This is a genomic window from Pedobacter sp. KBW06, from assembly GCF_003852525.1.
In the GTDB taxonomy this organism is placed as follows: Bacteria; Bacteroidota; Bacteroidia; order Sphingobacteriales; family Sphingobacteriaceae; genus Pedobacter.
In genome coordinates this window covers 404702-427718 of the sequence record NZ_QAJL01000005.1, presented here as the reverse complement: position 1 = coordinate 427718, position 23017 = coordinate 404702, and the positions used below count along the sequence as shown (strand labels likewise).

Sequence of the window (23017 nt, the reverse complement as noted above, 5' to 3'; positions counted from 1 at the left end):
AAACAAACCAGCTATGCTACATCGGATAAAGTACATTTTATGTTTAATGACCTTATGTATTTTAGGTGTTATTCTTGCACAGGGATTCTGGCTTTACAGGGACTACAGGTACTATAAGAGCCAGCCTTTTCTTTCTTCTGATTATGATATTTTTCTTCCCACTGCCCATGCCGTTTTTGGTGTCGCCGCAACAAAGGCAGTCCTTGTAGATGAAAATCAAATCGGATCAAATACCATTCTTGCCTATCCGATGAATACCGTCTCCATGAGGCCGGTACAAACAATACCGGCTTTGCCTGAGGCTGTTGACCTCGTCAAAAGCGCAATGCCTGATACGGTTCATTTTACCAGGGCTGCTCCCTTATACGAAGACACTGTAATGTTTAAAAATGAGCTCCAACAGGGTAGAGCCATGCCTCTGGAGTTTGCCAGAACCACCGCATACAAAGCGCCGGCATCCTATATCTTTAATAAAATGAAATGGCAGTTCGGTGTCTCTGTACTTTTGATCGTACTGACGACCTGCAGCCTGGCTTATATGCTGATCACCATATTCCGGCAGCAAAGGATCTCGCTTGTCAAAAACGATTTCATCAACAGTATGGCCCATGAACTAAAAACCCCTTTAGCTACGATATCCGTAGCTGTAGAGGCCATAAAGCGGTATGGTACCCTGCTGGATAAAAACAAAACAGCACGTTACCTGGAAATCTCCACAAATGAGATCAATCACCTGTCTAAGCTGATAGAGCTAATTTTACAGGAATCCATCTTCGACAACGATAAAATGGTTCTGCATAAAGAAAGTACGGATGTCAATGAACTCATTCATCAGATTGTTGAAAATTATTCCATTAAAAACGCTAAAGCTGTAGACATCAGGCTGGACTGCAGCAATGATATCCCTGCCTTATGGATTGATCCGCTGCACCTGAGCAATTCCCTGCGGAACATCATAGACAATGCGATCAAATATGCCAGCGATGAAGTCATCATCAGGATCACGAGTACCTTTGAAAACGAGGTATGGAAGCTTTCCATCAGTGATACCGGGATTGGCATTCCTGAGAAATATCACAATGATATCTTTGAGCGCTTTTTTAGGGTTTCCACTAATGACGATACTTCCGGAAGTTTCGGGCTTGGCCTTTCCTATGTCAAAAAGGTGGTAGAGCTTCATGAAGGCAGTATAGGCCTGGAAAGTACATTAACAGTAGGAAGCACTTTTCTAATTTCAATCCCTTTCAAATTATGATCGATGTATTATTTCTGGAAGACGAAGCCGGAATGGCGGAAATTGTGATGGAGAGTCTGAAATTTGAAGGATTTTGGGTCCGTCATTACCTCAATGGGCGGGAAGCATTTGAAAGCTTTAAACTTTTCAAACCAGATATTGTGATTCTCGACATCATTACACCAGAGCTAAACGGCTTCCATCTGGCGGAGAAAATCCGCGAAATGGATGATCAGGTCCCAATTATATTTGCCACTGCCAGAATACAAATTAAAGATGTATTGAAAGGTTTCGAAATAGGGGCGAGTGATTATATGAAAAAGCCTTACAGCATTAAAGAGTTGATTGCCAGAATGCACAGCCATTTAAAGAAAGCAAATAAGGTAGAATATCCGAAGTACAGTGTCGGCAATTATGCTTTTGACTCAAGAATGCATGAACTGTCCATCAACAGGAACAGCATCCATCTTTCTTACCGGGAGTCGGAGCTGTTGAGAAAACTGATTGAGCATAAAAACGGCGTAGTCACCAAACAGGAGTTACTGGAAGAACTCTGGGACCAAAACAATTTCTTCACCGGCAGAAGTCTGGCGGTCTTCATTAGCCGGTTAAGGAAAATCTTACGGGAAGATCCCAGAATCAGGATTCTTACCGTAAGAAATATAGGCTATATCTTAGAAATCAGAGACAAACGCTGATGCATTAATACACCACCACCTCATCGCTGAACATAAAGCCCTTTTTTTCGTTTTTGCCGGTTACCCTGAGGTATCTTGCATGGTTTCCTTTGAGGTCGAAGCTAAACGTTTTAAACCTCAGCGAGGCATCGGTGTAGGGAACATCATTGTCTACTTTCTGGATGTTTTTGAAAACAATTCCATCTTCGGAAACCGCCACACTAACATTCGCGGGCATGTATACACCCGGACCGGTTAACTGCATAAAGCGGATTTTCAATTGCGTTAAGGGAATCGTGTTCTCCAGATCGATGGTCACATCGAAATCGCCGAGGAAGCCCTGCCATTGTCCGTCACCATAGGTAAGGTCTCCGGTTTGCCCGTTTACGAGGCTGAGTTCCTTTTGTGCAGGATAACTGCTGCTCCATTTGTTGTTGTAAATGACTTTTTTGCCAATGGCCTTATGGACATCCAGTTCCAGCTCCTGAATTTTACCCAAAGGCTGTTGATTTTTGAAGATGACCGCCTTTACCGTTGCAGTCGCACTTAGAGGAATGCCATCTTTGTACAAAGGCGAACCTGCAACCGGGTTGCTGCCATCCGTAGTATACCTTATTTCCGGTTTAAACTGCTCAGAGCTGATCGTCACCTCTGCCTTTTTCTCTGCAATATTGAACCTGGAGAGGATGCTCAGTTCATTTGATGGCGGGTAGTAATTCACATTCAGGCGTTGCAGCAGGAGGTAATGCTTTTGGAGGCGCATCTGAAAATCATCCCAGTTCTTTTGACCTTCCGCTGTCCATGCCGCTTCTGCCACAGCAAGGGCCCTTGGAAAAACCATATATTCAACCTGACTTGTTGTTGCCATATATTCTGTCCAGACATTGGCCTGAATTCCGAGTACATGTTTTCTTTCGTCGGCATTGATTTCAGCAGGTACAGGTTGGTAACTGTACACTTTTTTTAAGGGCAGGTATCCGCCAATGGCTTCCGGTTGTCCGATTGGATTGGTCTGATAAGCATCAAGATAAAGGTGGGAGCCAGGAGTCATGATCACATCGTGACCAGAATTTGCGGCTTCAATACCTCCTTTTTCTCCGCGCCAGCTCATGACCGTCGCTTCAGGGGCAAGTCCGCCTTCCAGGATTTCATCCCATCCGATCAGCTTTCTTCCTTTACTTTTCAAATAAGTTCCCATTCTTTTAACGGCATAGCTCTGCAAGCCATGTTCGTCTTTTAAATCGAAGTCTTTAATCACCTTCTGGCATTTCGGACATTGTTTCCAGGCCGATTTATTGGCTTCATCACCACCGATATGAATATATTCAGAAGGGAAAATTTCGATCACCTCATCAAGCACGTCCTGAAGAAAACGAAAGGTATCTTCATTGCCGATGCAAAATTCTGAGTTTTTATAAGGGAGGCCATAGCAGGACAGGTTCGGATAGGCGGCCAGAACTTCCTCTGTATGTGCCGGCATTTCAATTTCAGGGATGACCCTGATCCCCCGTTTTGCTGCATATTTTACCAGGTCCTTTGCCTGCTCCGCGGTATAATATCCACCGAAAGCATTCGGACTGCCCATTTCTGAATATTGGCGTCCATTGTTCCACCAGTATTTCCAGTTGGCATTTGTCCGCCATGCAGCTTTGCTGGTCAGCTCGGGATATTTTTGGATTTCTAATCTCCAGCCAGCCCCATCTGTGAGGTGCCAGTGGAAGGTATTCAGTTTATACAAAGACATCAGGTCTATGTATTTCTTCAGGAAAGGAATGGGAAAGAAATGACGGGATACGTCCAGCATCAGGCCCCGGTAACCAAAAGCAGGCTGATCCTCAATCCATACCGCAGGCAAACGACGGTCTTTTCCCGTTAGCGCGAGCTGACGGAGCGTTGCAATCCCGTTCAGGATGGCTTCCGGCTGATGCGCGGTGATCAGAATCCGATCGGCACTGATCTCCAGGCGATAGGCATTTTGGGCAAGGGTATCGTTCTTTCCGGCTTCCAGAAGAATGATCCCTTTAAGGGGGGCTTTCTTTCCCGGACGCAATGTTTTGATTTTATGGAATTTCAGGTACGGATGCTCATGGAGAAGATCGGCTGCTTCCAGAAAAGAAGCACTGGAATACACTTCGGTTTCCGGAGCATAGGTATAATATCCGGGCTTTGAAATTTGCAGGACCGGCTTTGGAATAATGGCCAAAGAATCCTGGGCAAATGAAATATTTGAAAGTAAACAAAATAGTAAAGTAAAGGAGGAGGCAATCGCCCGTTTTGTGGTGTTCATTAAGGTTTGTTTCTGATTTGTGTAAACCAAATTTACATTTTCTATTGACAAAGCAAACCAATTATTGGCATTTGAACATTAATAAGCAGGAGGAGAGCCTTTTTTAAATATAGAAGAATTATTATATTTAAAAAATCACAAATTACGCAATCATGAGTTTATTATCACGTTTTTTTGGAAAAAACAAAGTTGTAGAAAGGGAGTCCGAACCTGATTTGGTCTATATACCAAATGAAGATGAGCGCATGAAATGGGCCATCGAAAAAGCAGGGCTTACTTTATGGTATTTTGAAAACAGCCTGAAAAGTCCGGTTGCCGGACAAGAGTATTTTTCCATTAAAGTGCTGATTGAAGACTCAGGAAAGGTGGAACATATCTGGCTGACCGCTCCTGATTTTGACGAAGAAGGAAACCTGTTTGGAGAGGTGGGCAATGAACCTGTTCAGGTGAAAACAGTTAAACTCGGGCAGAAAATAGGCGTGATGAGGTCTTTGATTTCCGATTGGATGATCGTTGAAAAAGGCCGTTTAGTTGGTGGGTATACCATCAGGGCCATCCGGGAAGGTCTGCCCGAAACGGAGAGACAGGCATTTGATGAATCTATCGGCCTTGTAGTAGATGCAGGCAGTGATTATTTTAAGCCCGACTTTGATACGCCGGAAGGAGCAATATTGGCGCTGGAGGAGGCCTACCAGCAAAAAGACATCGACAAAGCGCTCTCCTGCAAAGACTTTTATCAGGAAGCAAAGCTCATGCTTTCCACATTTGATTTTCCAATAGAGGAGGAAATGATTCTGAGTACTTCCGAAGCGTTGGCCCTTTCTTTTGTCAGCTATATTGAAAAAGAAGGGATGCCTGACTTTAAAAATATCAACAGGGCTTTTACGCAGCGCGATAAGATAAATGAAAACTACTGGATCATTACGGAAGTCTGCACTTATCCGGATGGAGGAATATCTGTACAGAAATTACAGACCTATAAAACTGCCCAGGGATGGAGAGTTCTGGGGGTAGCAAGTTAAAATGCTTCTTTCCGGTCATTTCAATTGATCAGAAAGAAGCATAAAAGAATATTTTAGTGATGACCTTTTGTCTCTTTTGTCTTTTTGATGAAAGAAAGATAAAAGGCAGAAGCCATAATAATAACCACAAGAGTAAGTAAAGAAAATAACGTTGCCATATGCTTTAATGTTTATATTTTGAAATATCTGATGAAGGTAGACATTCTTTTCATCTTAACAAAAGTTTCATAGGGTATCTATCTTCTTTGTCCGGCCTGTTTATCCAAAAATGCGGTGACTACAGGTACCAGTGTAGCTGAGCTGATGACATTATAATGAGTCGCCCGAGGAAGAATAGCCAATGAGGAAACAGGCACACCAGCGCCATCCCATCCTCCGTCTTTTTTACCACCTCCAAGTAAACCAAAGAATTCTGTCAGATGAGAGGGAGGAACTGCATCTGCATCACCCGCAATCAATAGAACAGGTTTCCTGATTGCTGCAACCTCCTTACTCCAATCGTAATCTTTCTTTAAAAAATCGGCCAATTTAGTACAGAGTACAGGCCAGTCTTCCTTCCTCGGCGCGAGAGATGTATAAAGGCCATAGAGTGGGGTTGATTTCAATGCTTCAGCAGCCTGCGCCATTTGTGCCTGACCTTGCTGAATTTCCGGATACCAACCCGCGTGTTTATAGGGGGCAGAAAGAACCACCAGTTTAATAACCATCTGTGGATGGCGAATAGCAACTTGTTGTACTACGCCACCACCCAGCGAAAATCCCATCAGATCTGCTGTTGAAATGTGGAGGTATTCCAGTAATCCCGCAATGTCATCAGCCATCGCTTCATAACTCAGCGGGCGGTTGATGTCGGCGGTACGGCCATGCGCCTGCAGATCTACTGCAATTACTTGTCTTGTTGCTGCAAGGTTCTTCAAAATGGGATCAAACAATTCAATACAACCGAGACCGCCATGTATCAGTACCAATGGCTTGCCCTGACCATGAATCTCATAGTACAACCGAAGCTCTTTAAGAGTTGCGTAACCCTTTTTTAACGGTGTTTGAGCCAGACAGTCACCAATTGTGACGATGCCCAGAATGCAGGTGATGGTAACCAGCTTACAAAATGTATAAAGCAGATTGTTTCTTAAGTCTTTTTTCATATGATTTATATTTATACACAAACCTACGCTGCGAGATACAGTTCAAGACATTGCAGAAACGACAATATAAGGGGGCGAATACGTCATTTAAATTAGAGATATCCGCTACTCCTATGGATGATAGACAGCAGCGGATATTGCATTAAAATAGCGGACTAGTAAGTATGTGGGAAATACTCGTTTTCAACCGTTCCATCTTCATACAAATTTAGCATTGCATAACCCGGAGGGGTTTCCAGATAGTAACCTGGACCGGCCGATTCTGCATCGCCCTTGCCCCACCAAAATCCGCTCATCGCACCATTGCAGCAGTATAGTACATCGTTGTAACGCGTTTGATCTGATAAATGGTTATGCCCGCTTAAGCAAACCCTTACTTTATCGTGGTGCTTGAAAAACAAATCTTTCAATTGCTTACAATCAGAATGGCCACCGCCAACCAGCACCTGTGTTGTACCCAGAATTGGATAATGCGACATGAGCAGGGTAGGTGTGGATGCAGGAAGCTGTTCCAGCTCTTTTTTTAACCAGTCAAACTGTTCCTGATCCAGAGAAATCTTGCTGTTGTTCCCATCGAGTACGATAAAATGCCAGTTCTTTTTGCGGAAACTGTAATAACGATGTGGAATTTTTAGTCGCTTAACTACATAGTTTTTTCCATACATCTCATCTTCTTTTGAAGGCGCTTTCCACCATGGATCATGGTTGCCGATGCAGCTATGCAATTCATATTTATCGAGTACGGTGGTACATTCATCCCAGATGCCCCATTGTTTGATCACCTGTTCGTAAGTGACATTGTCATAGGAAGCATCGTTAATGGAATCCCCACCGTTTAAAAAGAAATCGGGTTTATGCTTATCGATGATTTGCTTTAAGCACTTTTTAAACCTTTCTGCGGCATTGTCTCCCTCTCTGATGTGCACATCGGTAATGTGTGCCACCTTTAGTGCTAATTTCTTTCCTTTTTTGTTATCCGGTTCAATCCCGGAAGCCAGTGCAGGCAGTCCTCCGCTAACCACGACACCTGTGGCGAGCCCTGCTGCTTTTAATAAAGATCTTCTGTTTAGTTTCATTATTTAATTTGTGTGTTTGCTAAGTTCTGATGGCCATGTTAGGATTAGGTTAGGCTTAAATTAACAAATAGATTGAACATTCATTCAATAAAAAGCAAAAGAAATTAAAAGCATATAATTCCATGTATCTGGTTCCCGTATTGCTCAGCAACCTTCATTTTTTTTATTGATTTGTTTAATTTCTAATAAAATATACCGCTGTTTTTGTTGTAATTCGAAATCGTATTTATATTTTGCGCCCTTATTAATAATACACACATGGCTTCAGGTTTTTTTGCGATTTTAGATGATATTGCTGCTTTAATGGATGATGTTGCGGTTACCGCAAAAATAGCGACAAAGAAAACTGCCGGTATTTTGGGCGATGATTTAGCGGTGAATGCAGAAAAAGCGACAGGCTTCCTTTCTTCACGCGAATTACCGGTACTTTGGGCAATCACCAAAGGCTCTTTAATTAACAAAGTGATTATTGTTCCGATCGCATTGCTGCTCAGTGCGTTCTTTCCCATCGCCATTAAGGTGATCCTGGTTCTGGGAGGGTTTTATCTTGCCTATGAGGGCGTTGAAAAGATTGTTGAATACTTGTTTCACCGTTCAAAGGAAGGTCACGAAGTAGTTGCGGAGATTAAACAGGATGGAAATGATGCAGAAAAAGCGAAGATCAAATCTGCGGTAATGACCGATTTTATCCTGTCTGTGGAGATTGTAATTATCGCATTGGGGACTGTTCTGGAAAAAAGCCTGACATTACAGATCCTGACCGTTTCTGTTGTGGCACTTCTGGCTACAATTGGGGTTTATGGTATAGTGGCCCTCATTGTAAGAATGGATGATGCCGGTCATAAATTAATCAAAACTTCCAATGATAAAGGTTTTCTGGGAAGTCTGGGACGACTACTCGTTAAATCGCTACCTGTTATTATCCGGATTCTTAGTGTGGTTGGTACCATTGCACTGATCCTGGTTTCCGGTGGAATCTTTGTCCATAACATTGAATTTTTACACCATTTATTCCCGGAAATGCCTTCGATCATTAAGGAAACCCTGATTGGACTGGTAGCCGGATTAATTATTGTTGTCTTGACAATGGGGATCAAAAAGATCATCTCATTAATTAAGCGATAAACAGCTTTTTAGTGAAACGGAGGTTTTATTAGCTCCGTTTCGCTGCATTATTTCTTCTGAACGATATCCCTGCTGCTCATGCCGTTTGTTTTAATCAGCTCTGGTGCATCCTTATAGAAATGATTACCGGTTACTTTTACCTGGGTACAGCCTGTAAAATTGAAGGCCGGTTTTGTGGTATCCCCGGGTAGAAAATCAGATTTTTCTATTTTGTTATTCGCGAAAACTAATCCTTTGGTACTTCTTGCTGTCAACAATGGCGCGTCATAGACCTTAAATGTATTCTGCGTGATATTGATGTTCTTATGCACATAATAACCAGGTACCATTTCCCGGTTTTGCGGGTTGATGCTGATAACATAGTTATCCGGAGAAGAATTAAAGCCACATTCTATAAACTGATTATTGCGAATGGTCAGGTCCGTTACCGGGCCTGATTCATACCAGCCGGAAGCATCATTTTCAATCAGGATGGCATGCATCCCGGTCCGGTAGTACACATTGTTTTCGATGACTACCTTTCTGCGCGTGGTGATTAAATTTCCTCTGGATATGGTGCTTTCGAACCGGGAATTTTTAATGGTAACAGATGGCGTCCAGGTTACATTCTCCAAAGCATCACCAACTTTAAGCGCTCCGGAAAATGGCTTTTGCATTTCTACCAGCATTTCCCTTTCGGAAATCAACTTTGCGGATTTAATGATGCCCTGTTCAAAAATCTGCAGGGAAGCGGTGTGCAGATAAGCCACCGAATCTCCGGGGATAAAAGCCTCAAAACCATAGGTCTGATGGTGCATAAACCTCAGTTTCAAAGTCGTTGGAGATATGATTTCCGTTATTTTCAGATGCGTTCCATGAACATTTACCGGATCATCATGTAAACCATTAAACCTGCAATTGTTGATGGTAATCTGTCCTTTACAACCTGAAAAATGCATTCCATCTGCCGATGAGGCAATCACCCGGCCGCTTCCTTTTTCAGGCTCCACAAAAACACTGTCGTAATCCAGATTTTCAGAAAACTGCGAAACAATGCCGAGGCCATGCATGGAATTCATATGCAGGTTGTTCAGGCGAATGTTCTTCGACCGGTTGATGAAAGCACCTACATAATCCCGGTACCGGTCCCTTACGGTCAGCACTTCGCCCGCCTTCCCCTTAAATTTGGAGAAATCACCGGTAAATTTAACCTGGAGTGGCCCAATCTTTTCGGCTTTGCTTTTCAAAAACGGATCCCAGTTGCTGTACAGGAGCATTCCTTTTTCAGGACGTACCAATACAGCATGGTGATTTTTGGCGATCCATTTTTCTCCGTACCATTCCAGGTGTCCATCGGAAATCGCAAATTTTGAATCCGGATGAATGTCGGCTACGACAGTCTGGTCTGATACTTCCTTTAAACGCATTTCAGACATGCCGGGGCGCTCATAATTGATCGATAAGTTCCGGATGCTGATCTGTGTACAATCGTCCAGGACCCAGCTGATCATCTTTCCATGGAAAATAAATACCGATCCATTTCCTTCAATGGTTAGGTTTTTCAATCCTTTGAGGTACAATCCAACCCGCTGTTTTTTTACCGGGAATTCCGTTTCTGAAGAAGTATTGGTAATGTAATACTGTGTTTCAGTCGCATTGTCTGGCCAGAAATCATACCTTCCTTTGGGAAAATTTAAAATGGTCTGCGCTTGTCCCTTGCCCGCTTCAATTGCCTTTTTCACACTTTCAGTCGCATCAGCAAAACTATCGGGTATGGCACCATACCTGGTCACCTCAATTGTCTGGGCTTTTAAACTAATACTGATGCACAATATCAGGCCTAAAAAGTAGTTCTTCATGTCATTAATTGTTTAGGGGTAATGTTACCTGATATTGAGGTAATGCCTTTATTTCTTTAAATACGGATCCTTTTATTTTCATTTCATGCAGCAGATCAACAGGCAGGCCGCTAACCTTATCGTCCGCATTTCCAATATTCAGGTTAAGCGCCCCATTTTTCAGGATATCAGCTAATCCAATCTGCCAGACGGTACCATTAAACAAATCATCGGTGATCAATTTTCCTTTTTGAAACAACTGGCAGCTGCCTCCAAGATAATCTATTTTTAAGATCACATTTGATACATTTTCCGGAAAAGACAAAGGCAAAGTGATCAGCGCATTTTTTGCTTTTGGATAGGTAATCCCGACTTCAGGGACATATGGGGCCGTTTTTAGCAGATAAGTATCAAACAAAACGTTTTCTTTTTCAGGTATGGCAGCGTACCTGCTGAAGGCCTTTAAGGACTTAGGATATACCTGCCATTTGAATTGTTTGTTGTTGATTTCCTGCAATGTTATTTTGTTGTTTTCCGCCAAAACATCCGCCGAAGTAATCATCAAAGCTGCCTGTCCTTTTAGTTTGATCCGCCAGGCATTCTCAGCCTGTGTCCTGCTTAAAAAAATCAGGGTAAAGGTATTCCCTTCCTTATCTGAAAAACTGAGGTCCTTTTGACCTTCAGATTTTAGCAGCAGCTGATTTTTCAATGCAATGGTCTTCCAACCCCTGATTTTCTTAAGGGGGATGGTTTTTGCATCGATGGCCAGCTGAGGTTGTACACCTGGTAGTTCCTGAAAAAATAAGCTGATGTGTTTGCCATTCACCAGGCGTGCAAAAGGTTGTGCGGTTACATATTTGATCAGCAACCCGCCAACCTTTAAATTAAATGGGAGTATAGCCGTGGTTTGGCCTTTAAGCGTTAACGAAGGAAAACTAATCTGCTCAGCTGGCAGGTTCACGCGCATCGTTACTGTTTTGTCCGGCATATTTACCCGTACCTGAGTGTTTCCCAGAAACAGAAAACCGCTATTGCCCTTTGCTCGGGCAATATACCTTAGATTGTTCGTATCCAGTTCATTCCGAACCGGATTTTCCGGCTCAAAAACCTGCATTTCAGCCAAATCTGATCCGAAATCATTAACAAAAGAATGAAGGATTTTAAGGCTTCTATAAGAAGGTCTCAATAAACCAAATTCGCTAAGAGGAGATTGAAAATCATAACTTTCCGGAAGACCAGGTTCTTTTAATCCCGGTGTTTGTGTACCGCCATGAAACATATAGTAACCAACCAGGTTCATCCCGCGACCGATCTGGTTTTGTAAATGGGCTTCAACCACATGAGGTTCAACTACAAACCTGTTATTATAGGTCATCTGACTTCCGCATCCCTGCTCGCATAAGCCTTTAGGAAACTTTTGGACGTCGTAAAATACCTTTCCCAAAGCATCGGTCATGATCCATTGATCGTTCCCATATAAAAAATCTTTGGTGGCGCGGCCACCTGCTTTTTCCCAGCCACGGTAAGGGTAGGAGCCCTGTAATGGGATCACCTCCATTTTACGGTCGTCGAAAACGGTGTTTGCGGTTACGCTCCAGTAAACCGGACTGATATTGGCAAGTACAGCCATTTTTTTGAGTTCGGAAATGTGTTCGGCCTGTCCCGAGGCGTATTCGTTTTCCAGCTGTATTCCTATGATTGGTCCTGAATCTTTAAAGTATAAACCCCTGGTCTGCGCAGCAATCTGATGAAACAATTGCTTTGCTGCAGCAAGATAATCAGGATCATTGCTCCTGTGGCCTTTTAGCTGCTGGATCCAATCCGGAAATCCCCCATGAAGCTGTTCACCATGACTCCATGGGCCAATGCGCAGCCAAACCAGCATTTGTTGCCGGGCACAAAGCTGGATGAACCGCCTTAAATCACGGTTATTTTTCCAATCCCATACGCCTTTTGCTGTTTCATGCTCATTCCAGAATACATAAGTAGCGACGATTGAAATTCCTGCATTTTTCATCTTAATAATTTCCTGTTCCCAATTTTGCGGAGCTACGCGGTTATAATGCATCTCGCCCATAATCGGAAACCAGGGTTTTCCATCTTTTTCAAAGTACCGGTTGTTGACGGAAAATGTGGTTCCATTTGCTGTCCCTGCCATCGTAGGAATCTTTTCTAATGGTTTTTCTGCTTTATCCTTAATGTCTATGTTATAGACCTGGGCATAGAGCTGAGTTACCGAAAAGAGACTGCAAACCAGCAGCATCAGATTTCTTTTCAACATATTTTAGATATTTAAACATAGTTTGAAGAATGGCGGACTAAAACGTCCGCCATTCTGTTGTTAATTTCTGGTCACTATTAATTGTTGGTAAATGAACTTACATTAATGGTCCATGTTCTGGTAGTCCCATTGGCAGCGGTAACGGTATACTTTAAAGGCTTTGTTGCATCTGTTGGATCGCCCAATTTAGGTGTGTCGCCAATTGGGGCAATAGTTGCCGCAGTAGAAATGTTCATATAGAACCATAATTTATTCTGACTAACCTTCGCTTTTTCTACCGCCGTGAACTGTCCGTTTGCTGCCGGAACAGCTACGGTCACATTAATTGTTGAAGTATTATTGTCGACGGTTTGACTAAGATTTAACTTTTGGTAAGCTACCACAGGCTGACCATTCATCATCTGACTCCCGTTAAAACGGTATTCTGCATTGACCAGGGTAATTTCCGCAGCATCAAACAAAGGATAATCATCCAGGTTCTTTTTTAAACAGGATGTGGTTAAGCTTACCACTAGTAACATCAGCAGCGTTGATATGTATTTATTTTTTCTTTTCATGATCAGGTATTTTAAGTTTTACCAGTTGGGGTTTTGAGGCGCAAATTGTGAGTTGTTGTCTATAAAGCCTTGAGGAATAGGGAAGAGGTACCTTCTTCCGGGTTGAAATTTACGGTCATTGTAAATGTTTCTGAAAGGCCCGGTAACTATAGAAAAAGATTTGCGGTCTTTAGAGATGTCCATCACCCTGATTGGCTCTGTTAATTCCGGGATTGTTCCTCCCGGAGCAATGCCTTCGTTTGCATCACCACCAAATCTGCCCCAGCGCAACAGACTGTAATAGTGGTCATTTTCTTCGGTCAGCTCTACGCGGCGTTCTCTTTTATAGTCTTTCCAGGCTTCCGTTAAATTCCCTGCATTGGATGCCGGCAGCTGACCATGCAGCGTACGCGTTTTATTGAAATTGGTCAGGGCGTTAGCCAGGTCGCCTTTTAGCAGATATGCCTCGGCCAGATTTAAGTAAACCCTGCCTAAGCGCATGCAAACGAAGTGATAGTCGGTGCTTACGCTGTTTAAATAGGAAGGAGAAACATTGGTATATATCCCTTTGCGCCAGTACATATTGCTCAACGTAAAGGCATAATCGCCTCCGTTAATAACGCCCAGGAATCGTCCTGCGTTCCCTCTTAAGCCCGTGGTAAACAATTCCCCATAGAAACGGGTCGAATCACTGATGATGGATGCTTTCCATCTGGCATCACGGTTTTCATTGGTTAAGGTCCAGAAAGTTTCAGCACTTCCGGCTTTGATCCTTCCCATTTTCAGCAGATTTTCATCGTTCAGTTTGGCCACCTTATCATGAGGAAAGCCCAACCTCGTAAAAGGGGCAATGACGTTCGCTGTTTCGTCTACCGCATTCAGGTACTGCGAAGTCTGGTTCCAGGGAAGGGCTTTTCCCGGATCACTCTTATCAACCGTCAGGTATTCATCTGTTAAATTCTGTGCGGGGAAATTTTCCGGCCAGCATTCAAAGGGAACCGACTTTGTGAACAATGGAGAACCCTGAAATTTATTAATTTTATCTGCTGTGATGTTTGGCATTGCATTTTGCATCGGGGTATTCTGTACAGTCGTATTTATCGCTTTCCTGTAAACAGCGTAAATGATTTCCGGTGAGGTACTTTTAACTTCATTGAACATTCCTTCATAATCCGTTTCCAGTACATAACCACCTGCGATTACCAACTGAGCGTTACTGATCACCTTGTCCAGCAAGGGATCATTAACTGCCACATTCGGAGCCGCCGGATAATTTTTATACGCCAGTGCCTGTAAACAAACCTCGGTTAAGAAGGCTGCTGCCACATATTTATTGGTTCTACCCGATATTTTGGTTGTGGGTAAATCAGCCACCGCATCTTCGAGATCTTTGATGATGTAGTTATAGCTTTCGGTAGGATTGGCAGTTGTAGGAAGTTTAAACTCATCATTTTCATTCAGGACCTTGTCAATCCATACGATCCGGCCTACGCTGCGGGCAACATTGTAATAGGACATTGCCCTTAAGAACTTGGCTTCGGCAATTAATGGCTTTTTATCCGCATCGCTGATCCCTGCTGATTCGCCGACGTTTTTAATGATCACGTTGCAGCGACGAACAGCAGCCCAGTTGTTAAAGGTTCCAAAATCGCTTCTGTTAGTTAAGGTTTCCCCAAAGACCGGGTTTGCGCCATTGGCGGTACCTTCCTGAGCGAGGATATTCGTGGTATACGTATCCGAGCCCGGACCACTTTGGTAACTGGACATGATGCCATAAGTACTGAATATAAAGGTTTCGGCATTCGCTTTACTGCTCCATATAATATCCGGACTGATCCGGTCGGTAGGCAAAGTATCCAGTACTTTCTTGCAGGAATTCAATGTCAGTAAACAAGTTAAAATCCCTATGGTTGTTGTAATTCTTTTCATCAGAGTATATTTTTTAATGGTGATGAAGCGATCATGATCTTTATTTCAGTTGTAATTTCTGCAGGATCCTGATGGCTTCATGATTCTTTAAATAAAATGATTAAAAACCTGCAGTTAAACCTATCGCAAAAGTGCGCTGAATAGGATAATCATAATTATTAGTGTTCGATTCCGGATCGATGAAATAATCCTGGCTTTTCGAAGAGGTGAGCAGGTTTGTACCCGACACAAATAAACGCAGTTGCTGGAAAGGTGCGTTTTTAAGCAGGCTTTGCTTAAAGTCATAACCCAGCTGTACATATTTTAAGCGGATGTATTTGGACTTGATCAACCAGGCATCTGTTTGCTGGAAATTGTTATTTCCGTTTACACTCGTGCTCGAGACTGCTCTTGGAAAGCGGGCATCAGTATTGTCCGGGCGCCAGTAATCCGTTTGGAAATCATAGAAAAACTGGTTTTGAAGATCAGAACCCTGCACGGCATTACCGATATAGCGATCTCTGTTACCCGAACCCTGAACCACCATATTAAATGAAAAACCTTTATAGCCTAAATCAAAGGTAAGCCCATAATTGGTGCGGGGGAATGAACTATCGCCAATCTGACGGTAATCATCCGCAGTAATCCGGCCATCGCCATTGGCATCGTAATACCTCAGGTCTCCTGCCGCTACATTCGACGCATCGAAACGTGCACCACTCAACAGCTGACTGTTGTCGGTATAATAGCCAAGACTATGCAGGCCATTACCAAAGAAATCGCCTGCAGTATTCGTTCTTCTGGTATAGGGATTTTTAATCGCCGCATCACTGTCAAAAGGATGTTTTTCCCAAAGCGTATTGGAACGCGTAAAGTTAAAACCAATTTTATAAGTCAGGCTCCTGAAGGTACTTGCCCAGCTTACACTCAGGTCATAGCCTTCTGTGCGGAATGCCGCTCCGGCAACGTTAACCAATGGCAATCCGATCCCTAAAGTAGAAGAAAAGCGGGGGTCACTGGCCACGAAACCTTTTCTCCGGGTATAGAAATAATCAAAGCCAGCGGTTAACCGGTCGTTCAGCGTACCGAGTTCAAGACCTAAATCCCGGCTGCCAATGGTTTGCCAGGAGTACTGGTTTCTGGGTAAAGTGCCAGGCTCTGAACTTCCCTGTACCAGGTTTCCGTTAATCACCCAGGCATTGGCGTTTAAACCATATGCAGGTACATACTGAAAAGGCGCAATTTCCTCGTTGTTATTGGCGATGTCTTTTTTATCACCCAGCTGACCATAAGAGCCCCTCAGCTTCAGGAAGTCAATGATGTGTTTTTCCTTTAAGGGCTTCATAAAACTTTCCTCAGAAATGAGGTAGTTTGCAGATGCTGCATAAAAAGTTCCCCATTGATTTCCAGGAGGGAAAAGGTAATCACCATCTCTTCTGATTGAGCCTTCGACCGTGTATTTTGACTTGTAGCTATATTTTAAACGGGCAAGGACCGCAGCGCGTCTTTTCTCTCCTTCACCGCCGCCTGTAGTGGCATCCACCGTTGGACCGGCTACAATCTGATCATATATGATCTGATAGTTTTTTCGTGTTCCGCTAACGCTCGAAAAGTCATCAATCTGGCGTTCAAAAACACTGGTGAAGTCAATGGAATGGTCGCCAAATGTCTTGCTATAGGTTAAATAACCTTGTAAGGTCAGTGTTGCACCTTGTCCCTGTTCATTCGTTAAGGATGGGGGAGCTGAATTTATGGGTGTTTTGCTTCCGATTGCATAGGCCGGAGCAAGGTAATTCCAGATTTTTCTGAAATTATTGTAAGTGGTATAGGCTCCGTTTGCTTTGATCTTTAAACCTTCCAGAAAAGGCGCACTGTATTCCAGGCCCAGGTTGGAGTTGAAAATCTTAGAGGTGATCCTGTTATATCCTGAAAGCGGATCCAGCTCTCTGACCGGATTGTCTGGCTGAGAGGAAGGGAGACCAAATTCGTTTACGGCCAACTGGGAAGCAGCCCTGTTCTGGATATGGCTGTAAACACCGCCATAACCTGCAATGGGGATGGAATTCTTCTCTATAAAACCATCAATCCCTCCAGTTACCTTAAGGTGGAGCTTGTCAATTTCGCTCGTTGCATTTATCCGAAAAGTGGTTCTTTTGTTATAATTGTTATCGGTCTTTAATATCGTGCCCTGGTCGTAATGAGAAAGAGAGGCATAATAGGTTAACTGCTTTGTGCCAGAGGTGAGTGATAAATCATGGCGCATTTCAGGTGCGAAATTTTTCATCGTTAATTTCTGCCAATCGGTATTTGGAAAATTTAAGGGATCTGATCCGGTACGTACTTTTTCCAAATCTGCAGGCGATCTGAAGGGACTTTTACCTTCATCGGCATAGAGCCTGTTGAGCGCTACCGCCTGTTCATAAGCGCTGATTTTCTCCGGAAAAATGGCTGGCCTGGAAAAAATCTGGTTGTAGGCATAATTGATGCTCGTCTGTCCTTCTTTACCTCGCTTGGTCGTTACAATCACCACGCCATTGGCCGCGGAGACCCCGTAAAGTGCTGTTGCTGCCGCATCTTTGAGGATGGAATATTCCTGAATGTCATTTGGATTGATATTGGAAAAATCGTTTGCAGAGCGAATCACATCGTCAATCACAAACAAAGGCGTACCTCCGCCACGGATAGAGATGCTGCTTTTAGAACCGGGAGCCCCGTTGCTGGCGGTTACAATTACCCCGGGTAACCTTCCTGCAACCGCATCATTGATAGACTGCACAGGCAGGGAGGCCACGCTCTTCATGTCAAGGGTGCTGATTGCAGAAGTGGTTTTACGCTTGGTTGTTGTACCGTATGCCTGAATCACCACTTCGTCCAGGTTATTGTTCGCAGTTTTCAACACGACCTTCATGGCAGCACCCTGAACAGCAGGTATTTCCAGTTGCCCAAAGCCGAGAAGAGAAAAAGCAAGAATCGCATTTTCCGGAACTTTCAGACTGAATCTGCCATTTACATCCGTAGAGGTGCCAATGCCTTTAAGCCCTTTCACGGTTACGGTAACACCGGGCAAAGCGATACCAAGACTGTCTGTAACCGTTCCTGTGGCAACAAAATCAGGTAACCTGTTTCCTTTTTTTACAATCGTGATCAGGTTGTTCTCCAGGGAAAAGTCCAGTGAAGTTCCGTTAAACAGCGCATTAAGCACCTCTGCAATCGGCGCACGGCTGGTTTGTATGCTGACGAGTTTATCAAATGGTCCTTCGGTGGGGCTGTAAACAAATCGATAGGAGCTTTTTCTTTCAATGATTTGAAGCGCCCTTTGTAGTTGTATATTTTTAACATCAAGTGAGAGTTTTTCTTGCGAAAAAACCTTGGCAGAGACATTTAAACATGTAACTAGTACTATGAAAAATGCAATCTTCATTATGACAATGAGTTTTGAGAGCGACCTTATGCCAGGCCACCCTTGGGTGAAGTAAATTTTATTCATACTTTTGGTTTTTTGGTTAGCTGATATTTGGGTCTTAGATTTCGAAGTGTAAAACCCTTATTCAAATGAGAATCAAAAAATTATCCGGGAAAGTGTTAGCGCACTTTCCCTTTTTATTTTCCAATCAAAAATTCTATTTGTAGATGATGATCCGGCCTCCTTTCTTCTTAAAATCGAAATGTTTTACCTGTTGTAGTTTAAGCAATACCGTATTTAGATCTTCATTTTTAAACCTTGCGGTATAGCTGTATTTTTCCACCTCTTTATCATTGAATACGATTTCGGTGTTAAACCACCTTTCAATCAGGGGTTTGATTTCTAAAAATGTATTATTGGAAAAAATCATGTCGTTGTCTACCCAGGCAGATTCTACCACTTTATTATCGAAAATGCTGAGGTTGACCACTTCAAGTTTCGGCAATGCCTGCACAGCTGCTGCAGGAAGGTCATGATTGCTTTCATGTACTTTAGCCGCGGGGGTATAAATGATTTTCTGACCGCGTTTGATGATCAGCGAATTCCCTTTTACCTCGTTGTCTTCCAGCTGGATGACCCCTTTAACCAATGTGGCTTCGGATTTTTTTTCGGCAGCATAACTTTTCACATTAAAGGAAGTCCCCAAAACGGTAATTTTAAACCATCTGGTCAATACCCTGAACGGTCTGTTTGCATTCCGTGCCACATCGAAAAAGGCTTCACCTGTGAGCCTGATGTTCCTTGATTTCTTATTGAAACCCTCTCCAAGCTCGATTTTACTATCAGAATTCAGGTGAACCAAGGTTCCGTCTGCAAGAATGATTCTCTTTTTCTCTCCTTTTTGAGCGATATAAGTTTCCGTATAAATAATCGGTTTAGCAGGATTTTGATAATAAAAATAAAACAGGCCTGCCAGCATAATGATAAAAAATGAGGCTGCAATGCTATACCACTTGAAATTGCCCTTTCTGATGACCGTTTCTTTTGAAATCTCGTTTTTGAGGAATGTCAGCTGTTCATGAACTGGTTTTAAATTGCCGCTTAAAATCTGATGCAATCTTTTTGCTTTTGCAGCCGTTTTCCGTTTTTCAGGATTCTTTGCCAGCCATGCTTCCCAGAACAGGATACATTTTTGATTACTACCTTCACAGTATTGCTTAAAGGTATCATCCATTAAAAAGTCTTCGGGTTCGGTATATTGGTCGATCATTAAATAAGCTCCTTTATTACCTGATCCCAAAACCGTTGACTTTTACCGGTTTTTTTTTATTTTTTTTCAAAACCAGTAGAAGACAGCAGGAAATTGCAGTTATAAGCGAAGATGTTCTCTAAGGGATTTTAAAGCCGAATAAATGGTATTGTATGCCGTACGGACTGTAAGCCCACTATTTTCAGCTACATTTTCATAACTCAGTCCTTCGTAAAAACGCAGCTGTATCAGTTTGCGCTGTTGAGGTGTTAATTTTTTTAGGGCAATATTCAACTGCCTTTTCACCAGCTCATCCGATTCAATTTTAACGACCAACTCTTCATATGGCATATCCAGAAGCTCGTCGTCCTGACTGATCATGGCAATTGCATTGTCCATTTTTTGCTGACGGGCGATGTTTTTTAGAATTTTATTTTTTAAAGTGCGGCTCAGATAGGCCTCTACATTATCCACCCTTGGTAGAAATTCATGCTTCTCCCAAATGTCAAGAAACACCTGATTCAGGGAATCCGTTACCACATCGGGATCGCCATATACCCTCAGGCCAAAACCTCCCAAACTTCGGTAAAGGCTTTTATAGATGTCCAGAAAAGCTTCTTTGTCACCCAAACGCATTGCTTCCCACCACAAACTATGAAGAGAAATGATCTTCTCTTCCAAAAGTTGCTTTTTGCTCATCTTTGTTACTTCGGGTTTATGGTGGTTGGTTATACAATGATATAAAAATTTGTACAAGAAATGTGTTTTCGCTAAAAATCGGATCTTGTCCGTCGGATAATCCATTAAAATCATAAATTAATCTATTTATGCATCGGTTAATGCAGCTAACTTTGTTTCTAACCACAATTGTAACACACAATCCACCAAACTGAGACCAAACTGCGATGTACAAAACGACTGTTTTAAAAACCAGCTTCCTTATTTTAAATTTCTGTATCGGCTTATCTGTTAAGGCCCAGCAGCCTAAGCTCCCGGAATCCAGTTATAACCTGCGGCTTAAAGCGCCTGTGAGCACCTGGGATGAGGCCCTTCCTTTAGGCAATGGCCTGACGGGTGGTTTGTTATGGGGTGAGCAAAATATCATCAGATTATCTCTGGACAGGGGGGATTTATGGGATGAGCGGACTCATGGAGAAAAGGAATGGTGGAAAAAATACACCTACCAAAAAGGAGCAGACCTGATTGCCAAAGGAGAATTTAAAACCGTCGGCTCCTGGTGGGACGAGGCGTATAATGGCGTAAGTCCGACTAAACTACCCGGTGGCCGGATCGAACTAAAATTCCCTGCCCGGGAAGTGGTAAAGGAATTTGAACTGATGGAGGCAACAGCCGAAGGAATTGCAAGGTTCAACTCCGGTGCCGTTCTGAATACCTTTTACAGTGCCGCTGATCCGGTAACTTTACTGTCCATAAAAGGAACAGTTCCGGATGCAGTACAGTTGTTCAGTCCAATGGAGGTATACCGTAAAAATACAAAAGGAGATGGTGGGCCAAGCAGCGGTGGATCAGTGAGTAAACTCGGTTACCCTGAGGCGGTAAAAGGAAAATCGGCCACTGCAGAATGGTACATTCAGGAAGCTGCAGACGGGCTCAAATATTGCGTGTACATCGATACCAGGAAAAACGGGAAGGAAACACTGATTGCGTTAAGCATTACTTCTACAGCTGATGGCAAAGATCCGCTGGCAATAGCCCGTCAGCGATGCAGCCTCGCCTTGAACAAAGGTTATCAGGCCATGCGCAAACCGCATGTAAAATGGTGGACTGATTTCTGGGGAAAATCAAGTGTGAGCATCCCTGATACAGCGGTTCAGAAACAATATAACCTGGTTCAATACTTCTACGGTGCAGCATCCCGTTTAAAAGCACCACCGATGCCACTTCAGGGGGTCTGGACTGCTGATAACGGTACTTTGCCACCCTGGAAAGGAGATTACCACAACGACCTGAACACACAGATGACCTATATCGCTTATCAGCAATCCGGCAGATATGATGAAGGGGCATCTTACCTGAATTTCCTTTGGGAGCGCCGGAGTTTCTTCCAGGATTTCGCAAGAGATTTTTATGGTACTGCAGGCCTGGCCTGTCCGGGTGTGATGTCTTACTCCGGGCAACCTTTGGGCGGCTGGGGACAATACAGCATGTCGCCTTCTATGAGTGCCTGGAGCGCACATTTATTTTACCTGCATTGGCTGTATACTGCTGATGATACTTTCCTGAAAGAAAAAGCCTATCCATGGAGTGCTGATGTTGGAGAATGCCTGCTGGGCCTGTTGAAAAAAGACAGCAATGGTTTACTTAAACTGCCGCTTTCTTCTTCTCCGGAAATTTTCGACGATAGTCCTAAAGCCTGGCTGCAGCCCAATAGCAATTATGATCTGATGAGCATTAAAATGTTGTTCCTGTCTTTGAAGGAGATGGCCGGAGAATTGGGCAAAACTACGGAGGCTCAGAAATGGGCAGCCGCAGCATTGGCGCTGGGTGATTTTCATACCAAAGCCGACGGCACCTTACTTTTGGATGCAAAATATGAACTCACTCAAAGTCACCGTCACTTGTCTAATATTATCGGGATCTATCCCTTTAACCTGATCACCACAGAAGGCAGCAGTCAGGATCAGCAAATGATTGAGGCAAGCACGAAAAGCTGGGATAAATTAGGTACCCGCAGCTGGGTAGGCTATACCTTTTCCTGGATGAGCTGCTTAAGGGCAAGAGTAGGAGATGGGGAGGCCGCTGTTAAAAACCTGGACATCTTCGTTAAAGCTTTCGTATTGCGGAATGGATTCCATGTGAACGGCGATCAGACTAAAAGTGGCTACTCAGGCTTTACCTACAGGCCTTTCACCCTGGAAGGAAATTTCCTTGCTTCACAGGCGGTACATGAAATGCTGCTGCAAAGCTGGAGCGCCAGACCTGGCGATGTTCATACTGGTGTGATCCGTATTTTTCCTGCCATGCCTAAAAAATGGGCTAATGCTTCCTTTACAAATTTAAGGGCCGAAGGTGGCTTTATGGTTTCCGCTACGAGAAAAAACAACAAGACCTTGAATTTCAGTATTACTGCGGCCAGGTCCGGCAAGCTGCGCATCAAGGATAATTTTGAGGGGATCGCACCGAAATGGAATGTTAAAGGCATCACAAAAACAGGCGATGTGTATGAAGTAAATTTGAACAAAGGGCAGAAGTTGCAGGCTTTTTTTAATTAACAAAATACTTCTGGCTTATGAAGG

General features: G+C 43.4%; 15 protein-coding genes. 5 read left to right on the top strand and 10 right to left on the bottom strand.

Annotated features, from left to right (window positions below):
• Positions 1-46 precede the first annotated feature (46 nt).
• Together DBR43_RS27990 and DBR43_RS27985 are read left to right on the top strand one after the other, a co-directional pair.
• Complete coding sequence (locus tag DBR43_RS27990; RefSeq protein ID WP_158622616.1) at positions 47-1255, top strand: sensor histidine kinase; 1209 nt, start codon at positions 47-49, stop codon at positions 1253-1255.
• The gene (locus tag DBR43_RS27985; protein WP_124586633.1) at positions 1252-1932 is read left to right on the top strand and encodes a response regulator transcription factor; all 681 of its coding nucleotides are present in this window, start codon (positions 1252-1254) and stop codon (positions 1930-1932) included. Before DBR43_RS27990 ends, DBR43_RS27985 begins: the two co-directional genes overlap by 4 nt.
• 4 nt (positions 1933-1936) lie before the next feature.
• On the opposite strand, the gene DBR43_RS27980 is transcribed toward DBR43_RS27985, so the two are convergent.
• Positions 1937-4198 carry a beta-N-acetylhexosaminidase gene (locus DBR43_RS27980; protein ID WP_124586632.1) on the bottom strand — a complete coding sequence of 754 codons (2262 nt, stop codon included), beginning with the start codon at positions 4196-4198 and terminating at the stop codon, positions 1937-1939.
• Between the two features lie 152 nt (positions 4199-4350).
• Between DBR43_RS27980 and DBR43_RS27975 the strand changes: the two genes are divergently transcribed.
• The gene (locus DBR43_RS27975; protein ID WP_124586631.1) at positions 4351-5220 is read left to right on the top strand and encodes a YegJ family protein; all 870 of its coding nucleotides are present in this window, start codon (positions 4351-4353) and stop codon (positions 5218-5220) included.
• A gap of 236 nt (positions 5221-5456) precedes the next feature.
• Here DBR43_RS27975 and DBR43_RS27970 read toward each other — a convergent pair whose 3' ends face one another.
• Both DBR43_RS27970 and DBR43_RS27965 read right to left on the bottom strand, forming a co-directional pair.
• Positions 5457-6365, bottom strand: a complete 909-nt coding sequence (locus tag DBR43_RS27970; protein WP_124586630.1) for an alpha/beta fold hydrolase — start codon at positions 6363-6365, stop codon at positions 5457-5459.
• Between the two features lie 155 nt (positions 6366-6520).
• Positions 6521-7441: a metallophosphoesterase family protein gene (locus DBR43_RS27965; RefSeq protein WP_124586629.1), complete on the bottom strand. Its 921-nt coding sequence runs from the start codon at positions 7439-7441 to the stop codon at positions 6521-6523.
• Between the two features lie 258 nt (positions 7442-7699).
• On the opposite strand from DBR43_RS27965, the gene DBR43_RS27960 reads away from it, so the two are divergent.
• Entirely contained in the window at positions 7700-8566 is an 867-nt protein-coding gene (locus DBR43_RS27960) for a DUF808 domain-containing protein (protein ID WP_124586628.1), read from the top strand.
• Positions 8567-8613: 47 nt separating this feature from the next.
• Here the strand turns inward: DBR43_RS27960 and DBR43_RS27955 are convergent, their stop codons facing one another.
• From DBR43_RS27955 to DBR43_RS27925, 7 genes are all read right to left on the bottom strand, one after another.
• Positions 8614-10404 (bottom strand): right-handed parallel beta-helix repeat-containing protein, encoded by a 1791-nt coding sequence (locus DBR43_RS27955; RefSeq protein WP_124586627.1) that lies wholly within the window; start codon positions 10402-10404, stop codon positions 8614-8616.
• Positions 10405-10408: 4 nt separating this feature from the next.
• Positions 10409-12664: a beta-galactosidase gene (locus tag DBR43_RS27950; protein ID WP_124586626.1), complete on the bottom strand. Its 2256-nt coding sequence runs from the start codon at positions 12662-12664 to the stop codon at positions 10409-10411.
• A gap of 77 nt (positions 12665-12741) precedes the next feature.
• The gene (locus DBR43_RS27945) at positions 12742-13221 is read right to left on the bottom strand and encodes a DUF5018-related domain-containing protein (RefSeq protein WP_124586625.1); all 480 of its coding nucleotides are present in this window, start codon (positions 13219-13221) and stop codon (positions 12742-12744) included.
• Positions 13222-13239: 18 nt separating this feature from the next.
• Complete coding sequence (locus DBR43_RS27940; protein ID WP_124586624.1) at positions 13240-15129, bottom strand: RagB/SusD family nutrient uptake outer membrane protein; 1890 nt, start codon at positions 15127-15129, stop codon at positions 13240-13242.
• Positions 15130-15229: 100 nt separating this feature from the next.
• Positions 15230-18529, bottom strand: coding sequence for a TonB-dependent receptor (locus tag DBR43_RS27935; RefSeq protein ID WP_158622615.1), 3300 nt, complete (start codon positions 18527-18529; stop codon positions 15230-15232).
• Positions 18530-18728: 199 nt separating this feature from the next.
• Entirely contained in the window at positions 18729-19811 is a 1083-nt protein-coding gene (locus DBR43_RS27930) for a FecR family protein (protein ID WP_124586622.1), read from the bottom strand.
• 69 nt (positions 19812-19880) lie between these two features.
• Complete coding sequence (locus tag DBR43_RS27925) at positions 19881-20459, bottom strand: RNA polymerase sigma factor (RefSeq protein WP_233603245.1); 579 nt, start codon at positions 20457-20459, stop codon at positions 19881-19883.
• Positions 20460-20665: 206 nt separating this feature from the next.
• Here DBR43_RS27925 and DBR43_RS27920 point away from each other — a divergent pair, with 206 nt between their 5' ends.
• Positions 20666-22993 carry a glycosyl hydrolase family 95 catalytic domain-containing protein gene (locus DBR43_RS27920; protein WP_124586621.1) on the top strand — a complete coding sequence of 776 codons (2328 nt, stop codon included), beginning with the start codon at positions 20666-20668 and terminating at the stop codon, positions 22991-22993.
• Positions 22994-23017 lie beyond the last annotated feature (24 nt).